Annotated in this window: 12 protein-coding genes; 1 reads left to right on the top strand and 11 read right to left on the bottom strand. The window is 42.4% G+C overall.

The window, feature by feature from the left end:
- Positions 1–32: 32 nt before the first annotated feature.
- The 7 genes from ACT3SX_RS03870 to fmt form a co-directional block, all read right to left on the bottom strand.
- On the bottom strand, positions 33–551 hold the full coding sequence (locus tag ACT3SX_RS03870; protein ID WP_442061811.1) for a GbsR/MarR family transcriptional regulator: 519 nt from the start codon (positions 549–551) through the stop codon (positions 33–35).
- A gap of 166 nt (positions 552–717) precedes the next feature.
- Positions 718–1,356 carry an L-threonylcarbamoyladenylate synthase gene (locus ACT3SX_RS03865; RefSeq protein ID WP_442061814.1) on the bottom strand — a complete coding sequence of 213 codons (639 nt, stop codon included), beginning with the start codon at positions 1,354–1,356 and terminating at the stop codon, positions 718–720.
- Between the two features lie 158 nt (positions 1,357–1,514).
- Positions 1,515–2,771 (bottom strand): DNA-processing protein DprA, encoded by a 1,257-nt coding sequence (gene dprA / locus ACT3SX_RS03860; RefSeq protein WP_442061816.1) that lies wholly within the window; start codon positions 2,769–2,771, stop codon positions 1,515–1,517.
- Between the two features lie 62 nt (positions 2,772–2,833).
- The gene (locus ACT3SX_RS03855) at positions 2,834–3,931 is read right to left on the bottom strand and encodes a LysM peptidoglycan-binding domain-containing protein (protein ID WP_442061819.1); all 1,098 of its coding nucleotides are present in this window, start codon (positions 3,929–3,931) and stop codon (positions 2,834–2,836) included.
- A gap of 411 nt (positions 3,932–4,342) precedes the next feature.
- Entirely contained in the window at positions 4,343–5,764 is a 1,422-nt protein-coding gene (gene thrC / locus ACT3SX_RS03850; protein ID WP_442061821.1) for a threonine synthase, read from the bottom strand.
- A 46-nt stretch (positions 5,765–5,810) separates the two neighbouring features.
- Entirely contained in the window at positions 5,811–7,412 is a 1,602-nt protein-coding gene (locus ACT3SX_RS03845; RefSeq protein WP_442061824.1) for a transcription antitermination factor NusB, read from the bottom strand.
- A gap of 76 nt (positions 7,413–7,488) precedes the next feature.
- Entirely contained in the window at positions 7,489–8,559 is a 1,071-nt protein-coding gene (fmt, locus tag ACT3SX_RS03840; protein WP_442061826.1) for a methionyl-tRNA formyltransferase, read from the bottom strand.
- Positions 8,560–8,777: 218 nt separating this feature from the next.
- Here fmt and ACT3SX_RS03835 point away from each other — a divergent pair, with 218 nt between their 5' ends.
- On the top strand, positions 8,778–11,552 hold the full coding sequence (locus tag ACT3SX_RS03835) for a response regulator (RefSeq protein ID WP_442069530.1): 2,775 nt from the start codon (positions 8,778–8,780) through the stop codon (positions 11,550–11,552).
- Positions 11,553–11,643: 91 nt separating this feature from the next.
- On the opposite strand, the gene ACT3SX_RS03830 is transcribed toward ACT3SX_RS03835, so the two are convergent.
- The 4 genes from ACT3SX_RS03830 to mnmE form a co-directional block, all read right to left on the bottom strand.
- Positions 11,644–12,318 carry a riboflavin synthase gene (locus ACT3SX_RS03830; RefSeq protein WP_442061830.1) on the bottom strand — a complete coding sequence of 225 codons (675 nt, stop codon included), beginning with the start codon at positions 12,316–12,318 and terminating at the stop codon, positions 11,644–11,646.
- Between the two features lie 636 nt (positions 12,319–12,954).
- On the bottom strand, positions 12,955–14,010 hold the full coding sequence (ribD, locus tag ACT3SX_RS03825) for a bifunctional diaminohydroxyphosphoribosylaminopyrimidine deaminase/5-amino-6-(5-phosphoribosylamino)uracil reductase RibD (protein WP_442061832.1): 1,056 nt from the start codon (positions 14,008–14,010) through the stop codon (positions 12,955–12,957).
- An 87-nt stretch (positions 14,011–14,097) separates the two neighbouring features.
- The gene (nrdR, locus tag ACT3SX_RS03820; RefSeq protein WP_192519642.1) at positions 14,098–14,556 is read right to left on the bottom strand and encodes a transcriptional regulator NrdR; all 459 of its coding nucleotides are present in this window, start codon (positions 14,554–14,556) and stop codon (positions 14,098–14,100) included.
- A 160-nt stretch (positions 14,557–14,716) separates the two neighbouring features.
- On the bottom strand, positions 14,717–16,168 hold the full coding sequence (gene mnmE, locus ACT3SX_RS03815) for a tRNA uridine-5-carboxymethylaminomethyl(34) synthesis GTPase MnmE (RefSeq protein ID WP_413038453.1): 1,452 nt from the start codon (positions 16,166–16,168) through the stop codon (positions 14,717–14,719).
- Positions 16,169–16,225: the final 57 nt, after the last annotated feature.

Genomic DNA, 16,225 nt, shown 5'->3' with positions numbered 1-16,225 from the left:
AAATTTTTTATTTTAAATACTATATCCCACGACTAGCGCAGAATTTTTTTGATACTCGCGCCCAATTTAAGGACTTTTTTGAGGATGCTGGTGGGTAGCTTGAGCATCTCAGCAGACCAAGTGGTGAGTGTACTAACGAATTCTTTTGTATCACGGATGCGTGCTTTTACATCGCTGTTCTCATGTTCGAATTCAGGACTGTCCATCAATTCTTGTAAGAACTGCACTGTTGGTTCAAGCTCACGCTTTTGTCGTTCAACCACAATGATGCGTGCTAGCTCCCAAACATCAGTATTGGTCGTGAAATGATCGCGACGATCGCCCAATATGGAGATCTTTTGTACCAAGCCCCAATGCTGTAGCTCTTTAATACTGTTTGAAACGTTAGAGCGAGCAACACCAAGTGTTTCTGTAATTTCCTCAGCATTTAGCGGTTTACCAATAATGAATAATAACGCATGAATCTGTGACATGGTGCGATTGACACCCCACTGTGAGCCCATCTCACCCCAATGTAAGATAAATTTTTCGGTCACAGGGTTTAGTTTCATAATGGTTATTCACTTATTTTTATGCAATATGGCTTATTTATTGATTGTTCTGTTATTAACTCATCTTGCGCCATTCTTTTATTTCTGTCAATAGTGAAATATAAAAACAATGCCTATCGTTTGTATGACGACGCTTGACTCATTATATTTAAATGACTGCTACTTTCTAACGAATGATTAAGCCAGTAATTGCATCACGAATTTGACTGGGCAAAGTATAGCCCAACGTATCAGCTTGTAAGTAACTGATGTGCTCGCCAAAATATGCATAAGCATCATTGAAAGTGACAGCAGGTGGCTGCCCTGAGGGGTTGCAGCTGGTCGAAACCAGTAATCCGAATGGGTTATTGTCACTGACCAATTGCTCGCATAGCTGACGAATAACAGGATGAGCAATGACTCTCACTGCAACCGTCTGATGCTGCCCCGTTATCCAAGCAGGAATCGTAGTAGCTAGCGTCTGCGGAATGGGTAGCAGCCATGTATGTGCTTGCTTATACTGCAAATCATCATCGTTATTATGACCACTATCTGCCTGCCAACTCTTTAGGATAGGAGCGCACTGTTCATCCGTTAAAGAAGATAGCAAGGGTGCCAGACGCTCCACGCTGTCGGTAATGACAATCATACCTTTGGCTTGTGGACGCTGTTTAATCTCTAAAATTCGCTTAACGGCTTCTTTATCATAAGCATCACAGCCGATACCCCAGACACTTTCGGTTGGATAAGCGAGCAGCTGCCCTTCTTTGAGCCAATGAGCAGCTTGTGCAGTGGAGTCAGTGATAAAAGGTATGGAATGATTCATAGCTTGAATGGTTTGGACGAGTAGAAGGTTGAGCGCTAATCATAACACAGGAGAAAGTTTGACTCAGATAACAAAACTTGAAAACCACCACCTTTTTACTGTGCTGAACTTCCTAAAATCTGGAAAGCAAAAAAGCTTCAAGTTAAAAAAATATAGCATTAGACACGTAAATATCGACCGCCTTGCACACTGACAATACCCAACAATTCAAGCTCCATCAACTGGCCAATCAGTTGCGGTGGTGCAAGATCGGTAGCCACGATAAGTGCATCTAGATCTTGTCCATGCCAATCAAGCTGCTCATAAATACTGGTTAGATGTTCAGGAACAACAACAGCGCTGCGAGGCAACTTAACATTAGAAGATGATGGTTGTGAATCGTTGGTAGCTGTTACGGTGCCGTCCTCTATATTCACAACTTTTGGAGAATATTTATTGCTCAATTGGGTGTTATTAGATTGCGATCGCTGTGTTTGTTTGTCAGAACGACTGTCATAGTCTAACTGACCACTGACATCTTCTAGTACCTGCTGAGGATGATAAATCAACGTCGCCCCCTCACGTATTAGGTGATGACAACCTTCAGCATTATTATTATCGATATGACTTGGAATGGCAAAGACCTGTTTACCCTGTTCAGAGGTTAAACGCGCAGTAATGAGCGAGCCGCTTTGAATGGTCGCTTCTGTCACAATCGTTGCTAAGCTTAATCCTGCAACCAGACGATTTCGGCGCGGAAACGTATGTTTGTGCGGCTGCGTGTCTGGTAACAGCTCGCTAATGATACAACCACCTTGATCGATAATTTGAGTAAATAACTTATCGCGATGGTTGGGATAGTTTACATCAATCCCTGTACCCATCACCCCAACGGTACGACCTTGATAGTCAGCATTCGCTTGATCCAACGCACCTAAATGCGCGCGTTTATCCACACCCATCGCTAGACCACTGGTAATGATATAGCCTGCCTGCGCTAAATATTGAGCGATATCAAACGTAATTTTTTGTGCATGTGCGGTGGGTTTTCGGCTACCAACGATAGCGATTTGTGCTTGATGCAGGCGCACATGATTACCACGATAAAATAGTAACGGCGGTGGGTCATAGATTTGTAAAAGTTGGGCAGGATAGTCAGACTCATCAGCAAATAGTAGACCATAACGTCCCTCTATCAGTGCTTGCTGAATATTATCGATATTAGTGAGTGTTTGCTCTGGCTGTTCATGACGTTTGAGATGAGTATGGTGAATACCCAATTGTCGCCATGCTTCTACTTTGGCTTGCCAAGCAAGTTCTGCATTTCCAAAGGAAGTAAGTAGCTTATGATAAGCAGATAATGACGCATTCACTTCGTACCACAGCGCCAGTACTGCGCGCTGATCGTCTGTTAAAGAAGAAGTGACTGCGGTCATAGTCCTTTATCTCTTATAGGCAGACTTAGATCAATAAATCTTGTAATAAGCCTGTTGCTCACTTATAAATAAGGAGGCGGTAGTAACTGATCGCCGACATTAAGCGGCAATTCAGAACTAAGTACATACGCATAGCTGATATGATCAAAAGTATTGAAGACCATTAGCATACCTGTTTGTTCATTTGGTAAGCGTACAGGCGTATCTTCATCTTTGATATCACGTACCAAAGCGCCTTTTTGATAGACAGTCAATACATCACCAGGCTTAGCGCCTTCTAAGCTGCCCAGATTAATAGCAACTACACTGCCTTTTGCTGCTGAACTGATTGAGTCCATCACACGTACAATCATGCCACCACGACTGGTATTAGCAGGCGTCGGATAAAACACAGGTGGAATAGAGTTGTTCAATTCAACAAAGACGCGGTCACCTTCACGTACTTCTTTACCATAATTATCGGTCAGTTGTAAGCTACTAACGCCATTGGTTTCGGTAGAAGTAACCAAGCCTGTTGCTACTTGTGTAACTTCTAGACCGATGACGTCGTTTGTCGTGGAATCAGTATACAGCTCACCTTCACGATAAATACCGTAGCGCTGACCGGTGATAAGTGGCACACCTTTCGCATAGACCTTATCACCACTCGCAGTGATTAAGTTACCTTTTTTAGAGGCTAATATATACGGAGTCGTATTAAAATCTTGTGGATTGACAATAACTGTTTTGTCTAGCCAGTGGCGAATAGCCGTCCAAGGAATAGATGGAATGCTATTGGCAGTTGACGTCACTGTTACTGGAGTAGCAGCTACGTTACCAGTAAGTTGCTTTTCAACCCCCGCACAGCCCTCGCCCGTATCCACACCAATGAGCGTCTTACCTTGAATCACACATAAGATAAGAATGTCATTAGGATAGATAAGATTGGGGTTTTTGATTTGCTTGTTTGTCGCCCAAATCTCTTTCCAACGCCATGGACTATCTAAATAGCGTTCTGAGATGTCCCATAAGGTATCGCCTTTTGTGACAGTATAGCGATTAGGCGCATCTGCTTTGAGAGTGGGTGGTGGATTGTTGGCGTGGGCAGTGGTCATTAGCATGGCACTGCTAAAAGTCGTAAGCATCAGTGCTGTTGCTATCTTTTTTAAGCTCATCTTCATTGTTATATCCACAATATGTACCGCTATTACCATCATAATAATCACGCTTGAGTCTATCAATCTAGAATCTCTATTGTTGATACTTAATGAAATAAGTGACAATAAAAATTCAATCAATCCGTTACTCAAGCTGCGCATTTATTATGATGCTTAGAGGGCAGCTGTTCAGTATAATTGGCTGGTTTTGTTCCTAAAAAAGCGTCTAGCACAATGATGACTCGCTGACGCTGTTTCTAATATTACAATTATATCTACCATAACACAATCATAAACACTTTATTACAATAGTGTAACCTTTATATAAATACTTTCTCTGATTTTTTATTTAAGGTAGCTGTATTAAATACTCACAACTAAGCATAGCTATGGTCAAACGCTCAGCATGCTCTAAGCTCATAATTTGACGGTGATTTACGCTGGATTTGGTGTGACATGCTGACGAATTTGCTCAGCAACCAATTCAGCGTCATTATCTAGCACCACCACATGCTGCGGCAAGCTCTCTAGTCCTTCGGTATGAGATGGGCGAGCGATATCAATCTGACCTACTGCTTCAACAATCGTATCTGCAAACTTAACAGGTAATGCTGTTTCCGCACAGACAATCACTTCACCCTCTTGCTGCAACTCTTTGGCGACTTTGATGCCATCAGCAGTATGAGGGTCGACCAACTCACCAAATTGCTCATAAAGGGCTTTGATGGTTTGCAAACGATCACTGTGGGTAGACTTGCCAGCAGCGAATCCATAACGAGTATTAACCGCTTCCATTAGCTCAGATAAATCGAAACCTTGACCAGATTTCACCCCTTCAAACAGCTCATGGACGCGGGTACTATCTTTCTCTAATAGCAGATAAACAAAACGCTCAAAGTTAGATGCTTTTGAGATATCCATTGATGGACTTGACGTTACATAAGTCTTTTCAGTCGGACGCGGCTGATAAGCACCTTGGTTGAAGAAGTCATTCAACACATCGTTTTCATTAGTAGCAACGATTAATCGATCAATCGGTAGCCCCATTTCACGAGCAATGTGACCAGCACAAATATTACCGAAGTTACCTGACGGTACGCTAAAGCTGACTTTTTCATCGTTGCTAGTAGTGACCGCAAAATAAGCTTTAAAGTAGTAAACGATCTGCGCTAGGATGCGACCCCAATTAATAGAATTCACTGTACCTAGATTGTAGGCAGCTTTGAACTCAGCGTCCTGTTGTAACGCTTTGACGATATCTTGGCAGTCATCAAACATACCATCGATAGCGATATTATGAATATTATCGTCAGTCAAGCTATACATCTGCGCACGTTGGAATTCACTCATTTTTCCGTGTGGTGATAGCATAAAGACTTCGATATTTTCTTTGCCACGCAGTGCATACTCTGCTGCACTACCTGTATCGCCACTTGTCGCACCAATGATGGTAATACGTGCGTCTTTTTTCTTAAGCACATATTCAAAGGCGTTACCTAAGAACTGCATCGCAACATCTTTAAATGCTAGTGTTGGACCGTTTGATAATCCTAGGATATATAAATTATCTTCAAGTTTACGAACAGGAACAATCTCATCAGAGCCAAACACCTCGGCAGTATAAGTACGCTCAATGAGGTCTTGTAGATCGGCCGTAGGGATATCTGTTGCAAAACGCTGCATAATCGCCATCGCAAGCTTTGGATAGCTAAGCGCACGCCACTCATCAAGCGTTGCGCTATCGATGTTTGGATAATGCTCAGGTAGCATCAAACCACCATCTGGGGCAAGACCCATCAAAAGCACATCACTAAAATCCATCGGCGCTGTCTGACCACGGGTACTGATATATTTCATTAGATTGTCCTGTCTACAATAATGTTATTCAATAGTTAAAAACGGTTTATTCGGCAGTTTTATGCAACAACGCATAATAAAAACCATCGCCACTCTCGCTATCAATCGGTAAGCACTGACGACCAATCGCCTGTTCGATACCCCAGCTGCAATCCTCCGTAAACTCAATCGCTACCGCATCATTATGATGAGTGATAAAGTCCTGCATTTGCTCAACGTTCTCTTGTTTTAAGATAGAGCAAGTCACGTACAACAGATAACCACCTGCTTTGAGTTGTGGCCATAAGTTATGCAAGATATCAGCTTGCAGTAGCGCCGTCTGTTCGATGTCTTCTTCGGTACGCAGGATACTGATATCAGGATGACGACGAATCACGCCAGTCGCGGTACAAGGAGAATCAAGCAATATCGCATCAAATACCGGCTCATTTGTCGCCGCTTTTTTGTTCTTGCCATGCTGCCATCTGGTTGCATCCGCACAGACAATGTTCAATGCAATGCTGTTCTCTGCTTGCTGCAAATCATGCTGACTCAGATTTAGGCGCTGTAAGTTCTCACGAATACGCTCGATACGTGGTGCTTCATTATCGATAGCCGTTACCTTGACATTAGCATTAGCAGTCGTAGGCGACGTTTCAGCATCATCTTGTTTCACGTGAAACAATGATGATTCATCATTAGCGCTTGTAATCTCTAACCAGTGAGCCAATTTACCACCAGGTGCAGCGCAGGCATCTAAGATGTGTATCTCTTTCTCAACACTGTCGCTGCCACTCTCAGTATCGTCAGCACTGAGCTTAGCCATCAATGCTTGATTAATAATGGGTGCAGCTAATTGCGCATGCATGTCTTGTACACTAGCAGTCCCTAAAGCGAACTCAGGCAAAGCGTTAACAGCAGTGCTTTGATGCAATCTAATACCTTTGGTTGATAGCGTTGTAGCCGCGCTAGACTCTGACGCGTTCAATAATTTAAAACCAGTCGTTAGTTCAACGATGTCCGCATCAATTTCTGCACCATACAATGCATTCTGATAATCTTCTACCGAAGTCACCGATGAGTTTACTCGTAAAAACATTGGTGCTGGTTGGCGTAAGCCTTGTGTTAGCTCATCATACTGCTCGCTCCAGTCTTGCTTAAGCTGATAAGCGAGCCAATTCGGTAGGCTATGCTTCTTATCACACTTCTTACGAAATTTACTTGGATTTTTAGCGACTTTGCGCAAAATAGCATTGACTAAACCAGTAGAATGAGCAAACTCAATCTCTTTGGCAGCTTCAACGGTTTCATGAATCGCAGCATGGTCAGCCACTTCTAAATAAAGCAGCTGAACCAAACCCACTTGAATGGTGGTGCGCACCTCAACTTCATCGATAGGATTGTCTGCAAGTGTATCTAGCAAACGTGCCAGCGCATGCCACTGGCGCAGTGTGGTTAGTAGCAGCGCATGTGCAAAGCCTTTGTCACCGTCATGCAGACTATTTAGTAATGGATCAAGGACACTTGAGAGCGACTGACCATTTTGAATAGCCAGTAAGGTACGAATCACACGCACACGTACGCTACCATTCATAATAAGATTGCTTGATGGTTTGAGCTTGTTATTTCTAGGTGCATTGTTTCTAGGCGCAGTACTGTTGTGTCTCATTAAATTTTATTTCCTTGACGTATCATCGGATAGCGTCTTGTTGAGATAGGATAAACTAGCATTAAGTTAGATTTGGTTATTTTGATTCTGTCGTAAATTTGTCGCCATCATTGAGCTGATTACCATGGCAAACTTGCTCAGCCGTCTGAGGTTTACCGCCTGCAAACTGTAAATGAGTAATGGCTAGAGTCGTGGCTGATAATTCAGCGTCATTCGCTTTGCCACAAGCAACCAAAACAGCATTACGCCCAACACTAATAACAGTACCTGCAGGCTCATTGGTTTGCTGCGACGCATTGATTGGCAAGCTGGCCAATACTTTAACGCGCTGCCCTGCTAAAAACGTATAAGCACCCGGCCACGGTGTCAGTCCGCGAATTTGGCGTTCAATAGCGGCCGCAGGCTGTGTCCAGTCAATCTCACCCTCGGCTTTGATTAGTTTTTCAGCATAATTCGCCTGATTCTCATCTTGAACCACAGCTTGTGCTTGATAATGTGGCAAATCTTGCAACACGGTACTGATTGCATTCGCACCAAGCGCAGCCATTTTATCGTGTAGACTGGCAGCAGTATCATCAGCTTCAATACGAGAGCTGGTTTTGTAAATCATATTGCCAGTATCTAAGCCCTTATCCATCTGCATAATAGTAATACCCGTCTCATCATCCCCTGCCAATAAGGCACGGTGGATAGGAGCCGCACCGCGCCAACGCGGTAATAGTGAGGCATGAATATTTAAGCAACCATGTGTCGGTGTCTCTAATACACCGATAGGTAAAATCAATCCATAAGCAGCAACAATCATGACATCAGGCTGATATGATTGCAGCACTGCTCGAGCAGCCAGACCCTCATCACTTGATTTTTTAAAGGTGACTGGTTGTTCTACAGGGATATCGTTTGCTAGTGCGACTTCTTTCACCGCAGAGGCAGATACTTTTTGGCCACGACCTGCTTTGCGATCAGGCTGCGTGTACACCGCGACAATCTCTATATTCAGCACGTCTTGCTGACTGATTAGTGACTCCAGACTAATAGCGGCAAATTCGGGCGTTCCCGCAAATACTACCTTCAATCGATTGATAGCGAGAGAATCATGAGTGATCGAGGGCGTAGGTAAATCTGATGTAGGAGCAATTGTAGTCATAATCGTGCATTATATAAGGTTAATTCGTTCATTATAGGTGAGTTTCTAGTGTTGTGCCATGATTGTAACGATGGCAATCAGGCGTTACTAATGACATCGTTTATCTTTATAATAGCAGTAGAGCCTAAAAAGCAGAATACTTCTAGCAAACCGACTACCGTACCCAAATTATGATTCACCCACTATGTTTTCTCGTGTCGATATAGGAACACGCTTTCATGCAACAGTTTCAGTCCTTAAGACGCTTACTTATATTTTATGCACTGACATTGTTAACGATGCTAGTGATGTATTATTTCGCGCTCTTTCACGAGATAAAACAAAATAATGAGCAACGGAGTATTGATACCTTCTATTCATTACAATATGAAATGACGGAGCATGTCGGTATAACAGACACTGAAATTTCAAATATTTTAGAAAAACCAGTGTTTAAAAATGTAAGCTACCAGATTGTTTGTATGATGCCATCTGGTCAGACTTTCATCCACCGCTATACTCGCCCTAATGAGCCTGGTTTTACCACTGTTACCTTTCCTACTATTACATCATCACCGCCTAATAACAGTAGCCACAGTGCTTATACACTCAATAGTCGCAATGTAACAGGCACGATCAAGCTTAAAAGCGGTCATCAGATATATATTATATTACGTCATAGATCACTAGATATTAACTGGTTATCTTACCGTTATTGGTTGCCATTGATGACAGCTATCGTGCTGTTTATCATCGGATTACTTTACATGCTCAATCGTCGCGTCGATTGGGAACAGCTATTACTTTATACCGACAGTCTCAACAGTCAAGCCAAGGATGCTTATAGTCCACCACCATTTCTATATAAAAGATCCACACCTGAGTTCTTGCGTTTAGGTCATGCGCTAAGCCGTGTTAATTATCAGCTACACAAGGACTATCGTCGTATAACGACCCTGACGCATCGGCTCGATCGTTTGGTAAATCAAGCACCGTTACCAATGCTAATGATTATGCGTCATGGTCAGATAAGTTTTTTTAATCAACGTTTTGAGCAAGTGTTTACCTGTCCTTCTCAAGACTATGATGATAGCTGCCAACTAACCGACTTTGTGGCTGCTAAAGATAAGCCCACTCAGTTACTACTACAGAAATTATCAAACCTACGTGTCACTCGCACCTTAATTGTTTATGGGTTAGAAAACCAGCAGTCTTACCAACTGCATATCACACCATGGTTTGGCGAACATGGACAAGTTCATGGCTTTACCGCACTTTTTAGCAATATTAATGAATATACCAATCAAATAGAACAACTACAGCAGAAAAACCAACAGCTACAATTACAAATTGATGAATCAAGCGAAGCCCAAGCATTTATAGGTCGTAAGTTACGGATACCACTAGAGAAGATAGTTGATTCGTTGGAACCAATCGACCCTTCAACATTGACGGCGCAAGGCAAGAAAACTCTAAACACATTGATTACAACCAGTCAAAAGATGCTGACTATACTCAATGACACGCTAGCGACAGAGGAAATTGATGTCAGAAAAACACGTCTAAGCATCGAAACGGTTGATATTTATAAAGTAAGCAAAGAAGTTAGCAGCTTAGTCACAAAAGAAGTAAGACAACAAGGGCTAGAGTTGATCTATTTCTTTGCGCCAGACTGTCCTCGTTACATTGAAACTGATGACATTCGGCTACGCCATATCTCATTAAATCTGTTGAAGAATGCTATTAATTTTACAACATCAGGCTATGTCGCTCTCACTGTTGATCGCGTATCTAAAGACAAGGTCACGCCAATAAGTAACCAGTACTTGACGCCTAACAACGATACTATAATGCCTGCGCAAACATCTTATTGGATTCGGTTTAATGTAAAAGACACTGGAGTAGCTATTACTCCTGAGAGAAAAAATCAATTAGTCACTATTTTGAATCAAGACAGTGATCAAACCAATCATAACTTGGTTAAAGACAGTGAAATTAGCCTGAATGATGCCAATAGCTTCGCTCAGTTACTCGGCGGTTTTATCGAACTAAATATTACAGCGGATGAAGAGACGGTATTTAGTCTCTATCTTCCTGAGCGTCATTCCACTTATGAACCGGTATATCATCCTTGTTCGCAGCTGTCTCATATTCACCTTATCGCTATTGTCAACCAACCTTTAGTTGCTAAGCATTTACAACGTTTGTGCGAATACTTAACGATATCCGTGACTACTTACAGTATTTTAGATAGAGCCACTATACAGCAGCTAAAAAACAAATTAACGCAAGATGAGCAGACCGTCATTCCTGTCTTGTTATTGGATTATGAATACAACCAATCCATCAACTTATCAGCTCATGCGAGCAACAAGCATAGTGAACAACAAGAAGTGTTAAACAAACTAGGCACTATGTCTTCACTACCAAAGATATTGCTTAGCATGAAACCTGAAAGACATATTTCCTCTACCATACTAGACCAATATGATGGATTTTTGACCAAACCCTTGGACGCAAGCTTACTAGTTTCTGAGCTGCTCCGCTTAACCTTGTCTGCAAGGAAAAAACTAAACATACTGGTCAAACATCAATATGATAGCAGTCCATCTTTTGTGGAAGAAGATATACCCAAAAAAGAAGTCTTGTCTCCACTGATTCTAGTCGCAGAAGATAGTCCAACCAACCAAAAAATAACCTGCAAAATATTGAGCAAGCTTGGTTATCGTAGTGTAGTCGCAGAAGATGGTCAGCAAGCTCTTGAACAGCTAAAGACTCAACGTCAAGAGATCTCGCTTATTTTAATGGATTGCCGCATGCCAGTTATGGATGGTTTACAAGCAACTCAAGCTATTCGCTTGCAAGGTGATAACATCCCTATCGTGGCATTAACTGCAAACAATACCGAAGAGGACCGTGAAGCTTGTACTCAAGTAGGAATGGATGACTTTTTATCCAAACCTATCAATAAAAAAGAATTAGCAAAGGTGTTACAGCGCTTCATAAAAACCTAGCAAGCTCGTAACGCCAATGTCTCATACCAAAACAGCTACATTCATTACGAACATAGCTGTTTTAATACCCATCACTTTGTGCTCTCGACTATTACTTCATAAAGCCATTATCTGCTAAAAACGCTTCTGTAATCTGACTTTGTGGATTGGGGGCATTCAGCCCTTCTGTTTGCGACTTACCTAATAGACGCTCTAAGTAGCGAGCAACGATATCCACCTCTATATTGACTTTATTACCAACCAACCAGTGTTTGGCAATGTTAGTCACTTGTGCGGTATGAGGAATGATATTGAGACAAACGATGTTATCACGTACAAGATTGGTCGTCAGGCTAATACCATCAACCGTGATAGAACCTTTAGTCGCTGTATAATGTGCCAGTTCTTGGGGTATTTCAATTTCGATGTAGATAGAACGTGCATCTTGTTGCAGCTTACTAACAATCCCTACACCGTCTACATGACCTGCAACGATATGACCACCAAAACGAGTGGTGGGTAGCATGGCTTTCTCTAAATTGACGATATAACCTGCTTTAAGATCCTCAAGCGCTGTGCGAGCGATTGTTTCACGTGAGACATCGACAGAGTAGTGATTACTACCAAAATCCACAACGGTCAAACAAATACCATTTGAAGCAATTGAGTCGCCTAGTTTTACATCGCTAAAATCCAAATCATCGGACTCTATCGTCAAACGTATATCACCACCCGTAGACTGCATGGATTTAACCTTTCCAACACTTTCTATAATCCCGGTAAACATATATGCCTCATCTCATTATTATATTGCCGTTATCGACAACGTATTTCGACTTATTAATTTATTGATCATGTTTGTCTGAACTAAGTTTTTAGTGAAATGTGAATTTATTTCAAACTTATTATGGGATAAGTTGTGGATAAGTAACAGTAAATCAATCCAACTTACCTTTAAAACCCTTGTTTTTGTAGAGTTATCCACAGAAATCTAAAAACCAACTGTATTTAAAAAATTCGATCAAATAAAGTATATACCATTGATTTTAAAGTAATTATTTTAAAAAAACAACAAAGGCTTAGTTTATGAGTTTCATGTGAAACAAAGTTATGCACAGTTTCATGTGAAACATAACCTCACGTACTAGCTCGTTCATACTTAACATACATTTAGAGTCTGTCATTATTTTAGAAATAGCACTAAAAATGAGACATATTGTAATCAAACAAGGAAAATAGCGTAGCTAAAATCAAAATATTAGCCGGCTATTTAATGTTGTTTGGCAAACCTTAACCACTGACTGAACCACTGTTAGTCCATTCAAATAACTACCGATTGAATAGATGATATTCCTAATACCCGACCAGATTAAAAAGAAGCCTTATTACAGCCTGGGGATATCTTGTGTATAACACCATAAAATTATAAAGGTAGCAGGATTAGTTTAAGATCTGAGCCAAGTTGTTCGTGCCTATCGATATCAAACCGCAGCTGCTGGGCTAAAGATATAGGATTGAGATCAACCATGGCTCGTGCTTGTGCTCCGAGTAAACAAGGTGCTTGATAAACAATCATTTCATCTACTAACTGTTGACTCAAAAAGCTACCTGCAACACTCGCACCAGCCTCAATCAATACGTCATAGCATTGATGCTCTTTTACTAAATTTTTTAATAAGGCAGTTAAATCATCATTACGCCAATAAACAGTATCTGTTCGACGACATAGCTGATAATTAGACTGTAGATTGTGTGTTAAACGCTGACGTCTATCCAACACGACCACCATAGGCTTTGGTATTTGTTTAGGTGAAACGCCTAACTGTTCGGATCGAACGTTAAGCTGTGGATCATCAGCTATCACTGTCTCACTACCTGTAATAATAGCGCCACTTTGTGCCCGCAGCTTTTGAACATCCTCACGAGCAGCCGCTGAAGTAATCCATTTTGATTCGCCACTTGCCATCGCTGTACGGCCATCGAGACTCGTGGCAATTTTGAGACGTACATAAGGCATCTGGGTTCGCATTGCCTTCAAAAAGCCACGATTTAATAGCTCTGCTTGCGCCGTTAGTACACCAACCGTAACTGTTATCCCGACGTCCTGCAACATCTTCACACCACGCCCTGAGACCTGTGGGTTAGGATCCAGCCCTGCAATCACGACACGTGTCACACCCGCATTAGTAAGCGCGACTGCACAAGGCGGTGTACGACCGGTATGACTACAAGGCTCTAGAGTTACGTAAGCAGTTGCTCCTTCTGCTTGTCTACCAGCATCTTTGAGCGCAAATACCTCTGCATGGGGCTCACCTGCTTTTGGATGAAACCCCTGACCGATTATCTCGTCCGCTTGAACAATGACACAACCTACTGCTGGATTTGGCCTAGTGGTATATAGTCCTTGTTTTGCTTGCTCGATAGCAAGCATCATAAAGTAACGGTCTTTTGCATCTTGCGCGTGGTTTTTGGTAGACATAAGGATGGACTTAATCAATGATTGAGAGTGGTCTATAAAAGAATAAAAAGCGGTGGGTGTTCAAACACTACATCAGGGTTAATTCGCCTATTTTTCATTTGGACGAATATTAGCAATCTCTTGATGAAATGCATCAATATCTTGAAAGTCACGATAAACGCTCGCAAAACGTACATAAGCCACGTCATCTAACGTTTTAAGCTCACTCATGATAATTTCACCCAAGACCTTACTACTAATCTCACGCTCACCCATCTGCCGAACTCGCTTTTCTATACGGCTAATCATCGCCTCTTGCTCATCGATAGTAATGGGACGCTTTTGCAAAGGTAATAAGATAGAGCGGCGCAGTTTTTCATTATCATAAGGCTCAATTTTGCCGCTTGACTTAATAATTCGAGGCATCACCACCTCTACCATCTCAAAGGTCGTAAAACGCTCTTGACAGCTATTACAAGACCGTCGACGACGCACATGCGCTCCTTCCGCAGCAAGACGCGAATCAATAACCTTAGTATCTGATGCATTACAATACGGGCAGTGCATAGCATTTTCCTTATCTTAATACTGAACAGCGAGAGTCGTTATGTATGGAACAAATGCTAGGAAGCATCCTCAAGTCAATCAATAGTTATCTAGATGGATAAAAATGAGGACACACCGTCAACAAGTAAATAGTAGCGTTACAAATTATAAAACTGCTTAGCTATTTACCAATGCAAAAGCTACCAAATATCTTACCTAATAAATCATCAGCGCTGAACTCACCTGTTATTTCACCCAAACTATTTTGGGCTTGACGCAAGCTCTCTGCTACCAGCTCACCCGCTTGAAATACTGTTAATTGCTCATGCGCCTCTGTCAAATGGCCCATAGTCCGCCTTAATGCATCTAAATGCCTTGTGCGAGCAATGAGACTGTTTTCTGGTGGATGAAAACCTACCTTAGAACACAAGACTTCAACTAACTCATCGATGCCAATGCCTGTTTCACATGAAACATTAACTTGATCATAGCCGCGATCGCTTATCTCAGCTTGTGAGGCTGTTATCAGATTACTATCTGCGACATCACTTAATAGGTCACTTTTATTGGCAATAATCAGTAAGCGCTTCGCTTCTGGCAACTCACCAAACAGCTGCTCAGCGAGCTGTAACGGTGTGCTTTGTTCTTCAACATCGCGAGTCACGTCATAAACCATCAGCAGCATATCAGCTTGCGTGATGGCAGTACGGGCACGCTCAATACCGATACGCTCCACTGTGTCCTCTGTCTCGCGCAATCCTGCTGTATCGGTGAGATGTAAGGTTAGGCCGTTTAGCACCACCGTCTCTTGTAGGGTGTCGCGCGTGGTGCCTGCTACGTCAGTTACGATAGCGCGCTCTTGTCCTGCTAAGCGGTTAAGTAGGCTTGACTTACCAGCATTGGGTCTACCCGCTAACACCACGTGTATACCGTCACGTAATAGCTGACCTTGCTTAGCCGTTGCCAGTACTTGCTGTATCTTAGCCTGTGTTTGCTCTAGTTTGGCTTGTATCACCCCGTCAGATAAGAAGTCCACATCTTCCTCATCTGGGAAGTCTATGGCAGCTTCAACATGCAGACGCACATGAATTAGCTGCTCTAATAGTTGGTTGATTTTTTGTGAAAACTCACCGCTCAATGAGCGAATGGCACTACTAGCTGCTGCCGCACTGGTCGCATCAATCGCATCTGCAATGGCCTCAGCCTGCACCAAATCTAACTTATCATTATCAAAAGCGCGGTAAGAGAATTCTCCTGCACTTGCCTGTTTGGCACCCAACTCAAAGACGCGTGCTAATAGCTGATTCTGTAAGATCATGCCGCCATGACCTTGCAGCTCAATCACATCCTCACCTGTAAATGAATGTGGGCCTTTGAAGTACAATACCAGTCCTTCATCCACAACAGTACCATCTGCCTGATAAAAACGACAAAAGCTGGCCATACGCGGCGTAAAGGCAGCCTTGCCAGTTAATGTACAGGCAATCTCATGGGCACGTGCACCAGATAAACGTATGACACCGACACCGCCACGACCAAGTGGTGTTGCAATGGCAGCAATTGTCGTCAACCCTGATGACTTAGTCGGTTCAGATACAGGGTGCGCTGTTGACGCATTTTCTAAAGAATCCACAGTGACTCTCAATAACTAAAAACCCCATTATAGACGGCTCAATGCAGACTGACAAAG

Origin of the sequence: Psychrobacter sp. AOP31-B2-9 (assembly GCF_052378005.1) — a bacterium.
GTDB lineage: Bacteria > Pseudomonadota > Gammaproteobacteria > Pseudomonadales > Moraxellaceae > Psychrobacter.
This window is presented reverse-complemented; position numbering and strand designations above follow the sequence as displayed.

What these genes read in the sequence shown, in the direction of transcription:
- ribD (WP_442061832.1), bottom strand. Translation starts at nt 14,010, where the DNA reads ATGTCTACCAAAAACCACGCGCAAGATGCAAAAGACCGTTACTTTATG.
- ACT3SX_RS03870 (WP_442061811.1), bottom strand. Translation starts at nt 551, where the DNA reads ATGAAACTAAACCCTGTGACCGAAAAATTTATCTTACATTGGGGTGAG.
- nrdR (WP_192519642.1), bottom strand. Translation starts at nt 14,556, where the DNA reads ATGCACTGCCCGTATTGTAATGCATCAGATACTAAGGTTATTGATTCG.
- ACT3SX_RS03830 (WP_442061830.1), bottom strand. Translation starts at nt 12,318, where the DNA reads ATGTTTACCGGGATTATAGAAAGTGTTGGAAAGGTTAAATCCATGCAG.
- ACT3SX_RS03845 (WP_442061824.1), bottom strand. Translation starts at nt 7,412, where the DNA reads ATGAGACACAACAGTACTGCGCCTAGAAACAATGCACCTAGAAATAAC.
- ACT3SX_RS03835 (WP_442069530.1), top strand. Translation starts at nt 8,778, where the DNA reads ATGCAACAGTTTCAGTCCTTAAGACGCTTACTTATATTTTATGCACTG.
- ACT3SX_RS03865 (WP_442061814.1), bottom strand. Translation starts at nt 1,356, where the DNA reads ATGAATCATTCCATACCTTTTATCACTGACTCCACTGCACAAGCTGCT.
- dprA (WP_442061816.1), bottom strand. Translation starts at nt 2,771, where the DNA reads ATGACCGCAGTCACTTCTTCTTTAACAGACGATCAGCGCGCAGTACTG.
- fmt (WP_442061826.1), bottom strand. Translation starts at nt 8,559, where the DNA reads ATGACTACAATTGCTCCTACATCAGATTTACCTACGCCCTCGATCACT.
- thrC (WP_442061821.1), bottom strand. Translation starts at nt 5,764, where the DNA reads ATGAAATATATCAGTACCCGTGGTCAGACAGCGCCGATGGATTTTAGT.
- ACT3SX_RS03855 (WP_442061819.1), bottom strand. Translation starts at nt 3,931, where the DNA reads ATGAAGATGAGCTTAAAAAAGATAGCAACAGCACTGATGCTTACGACT.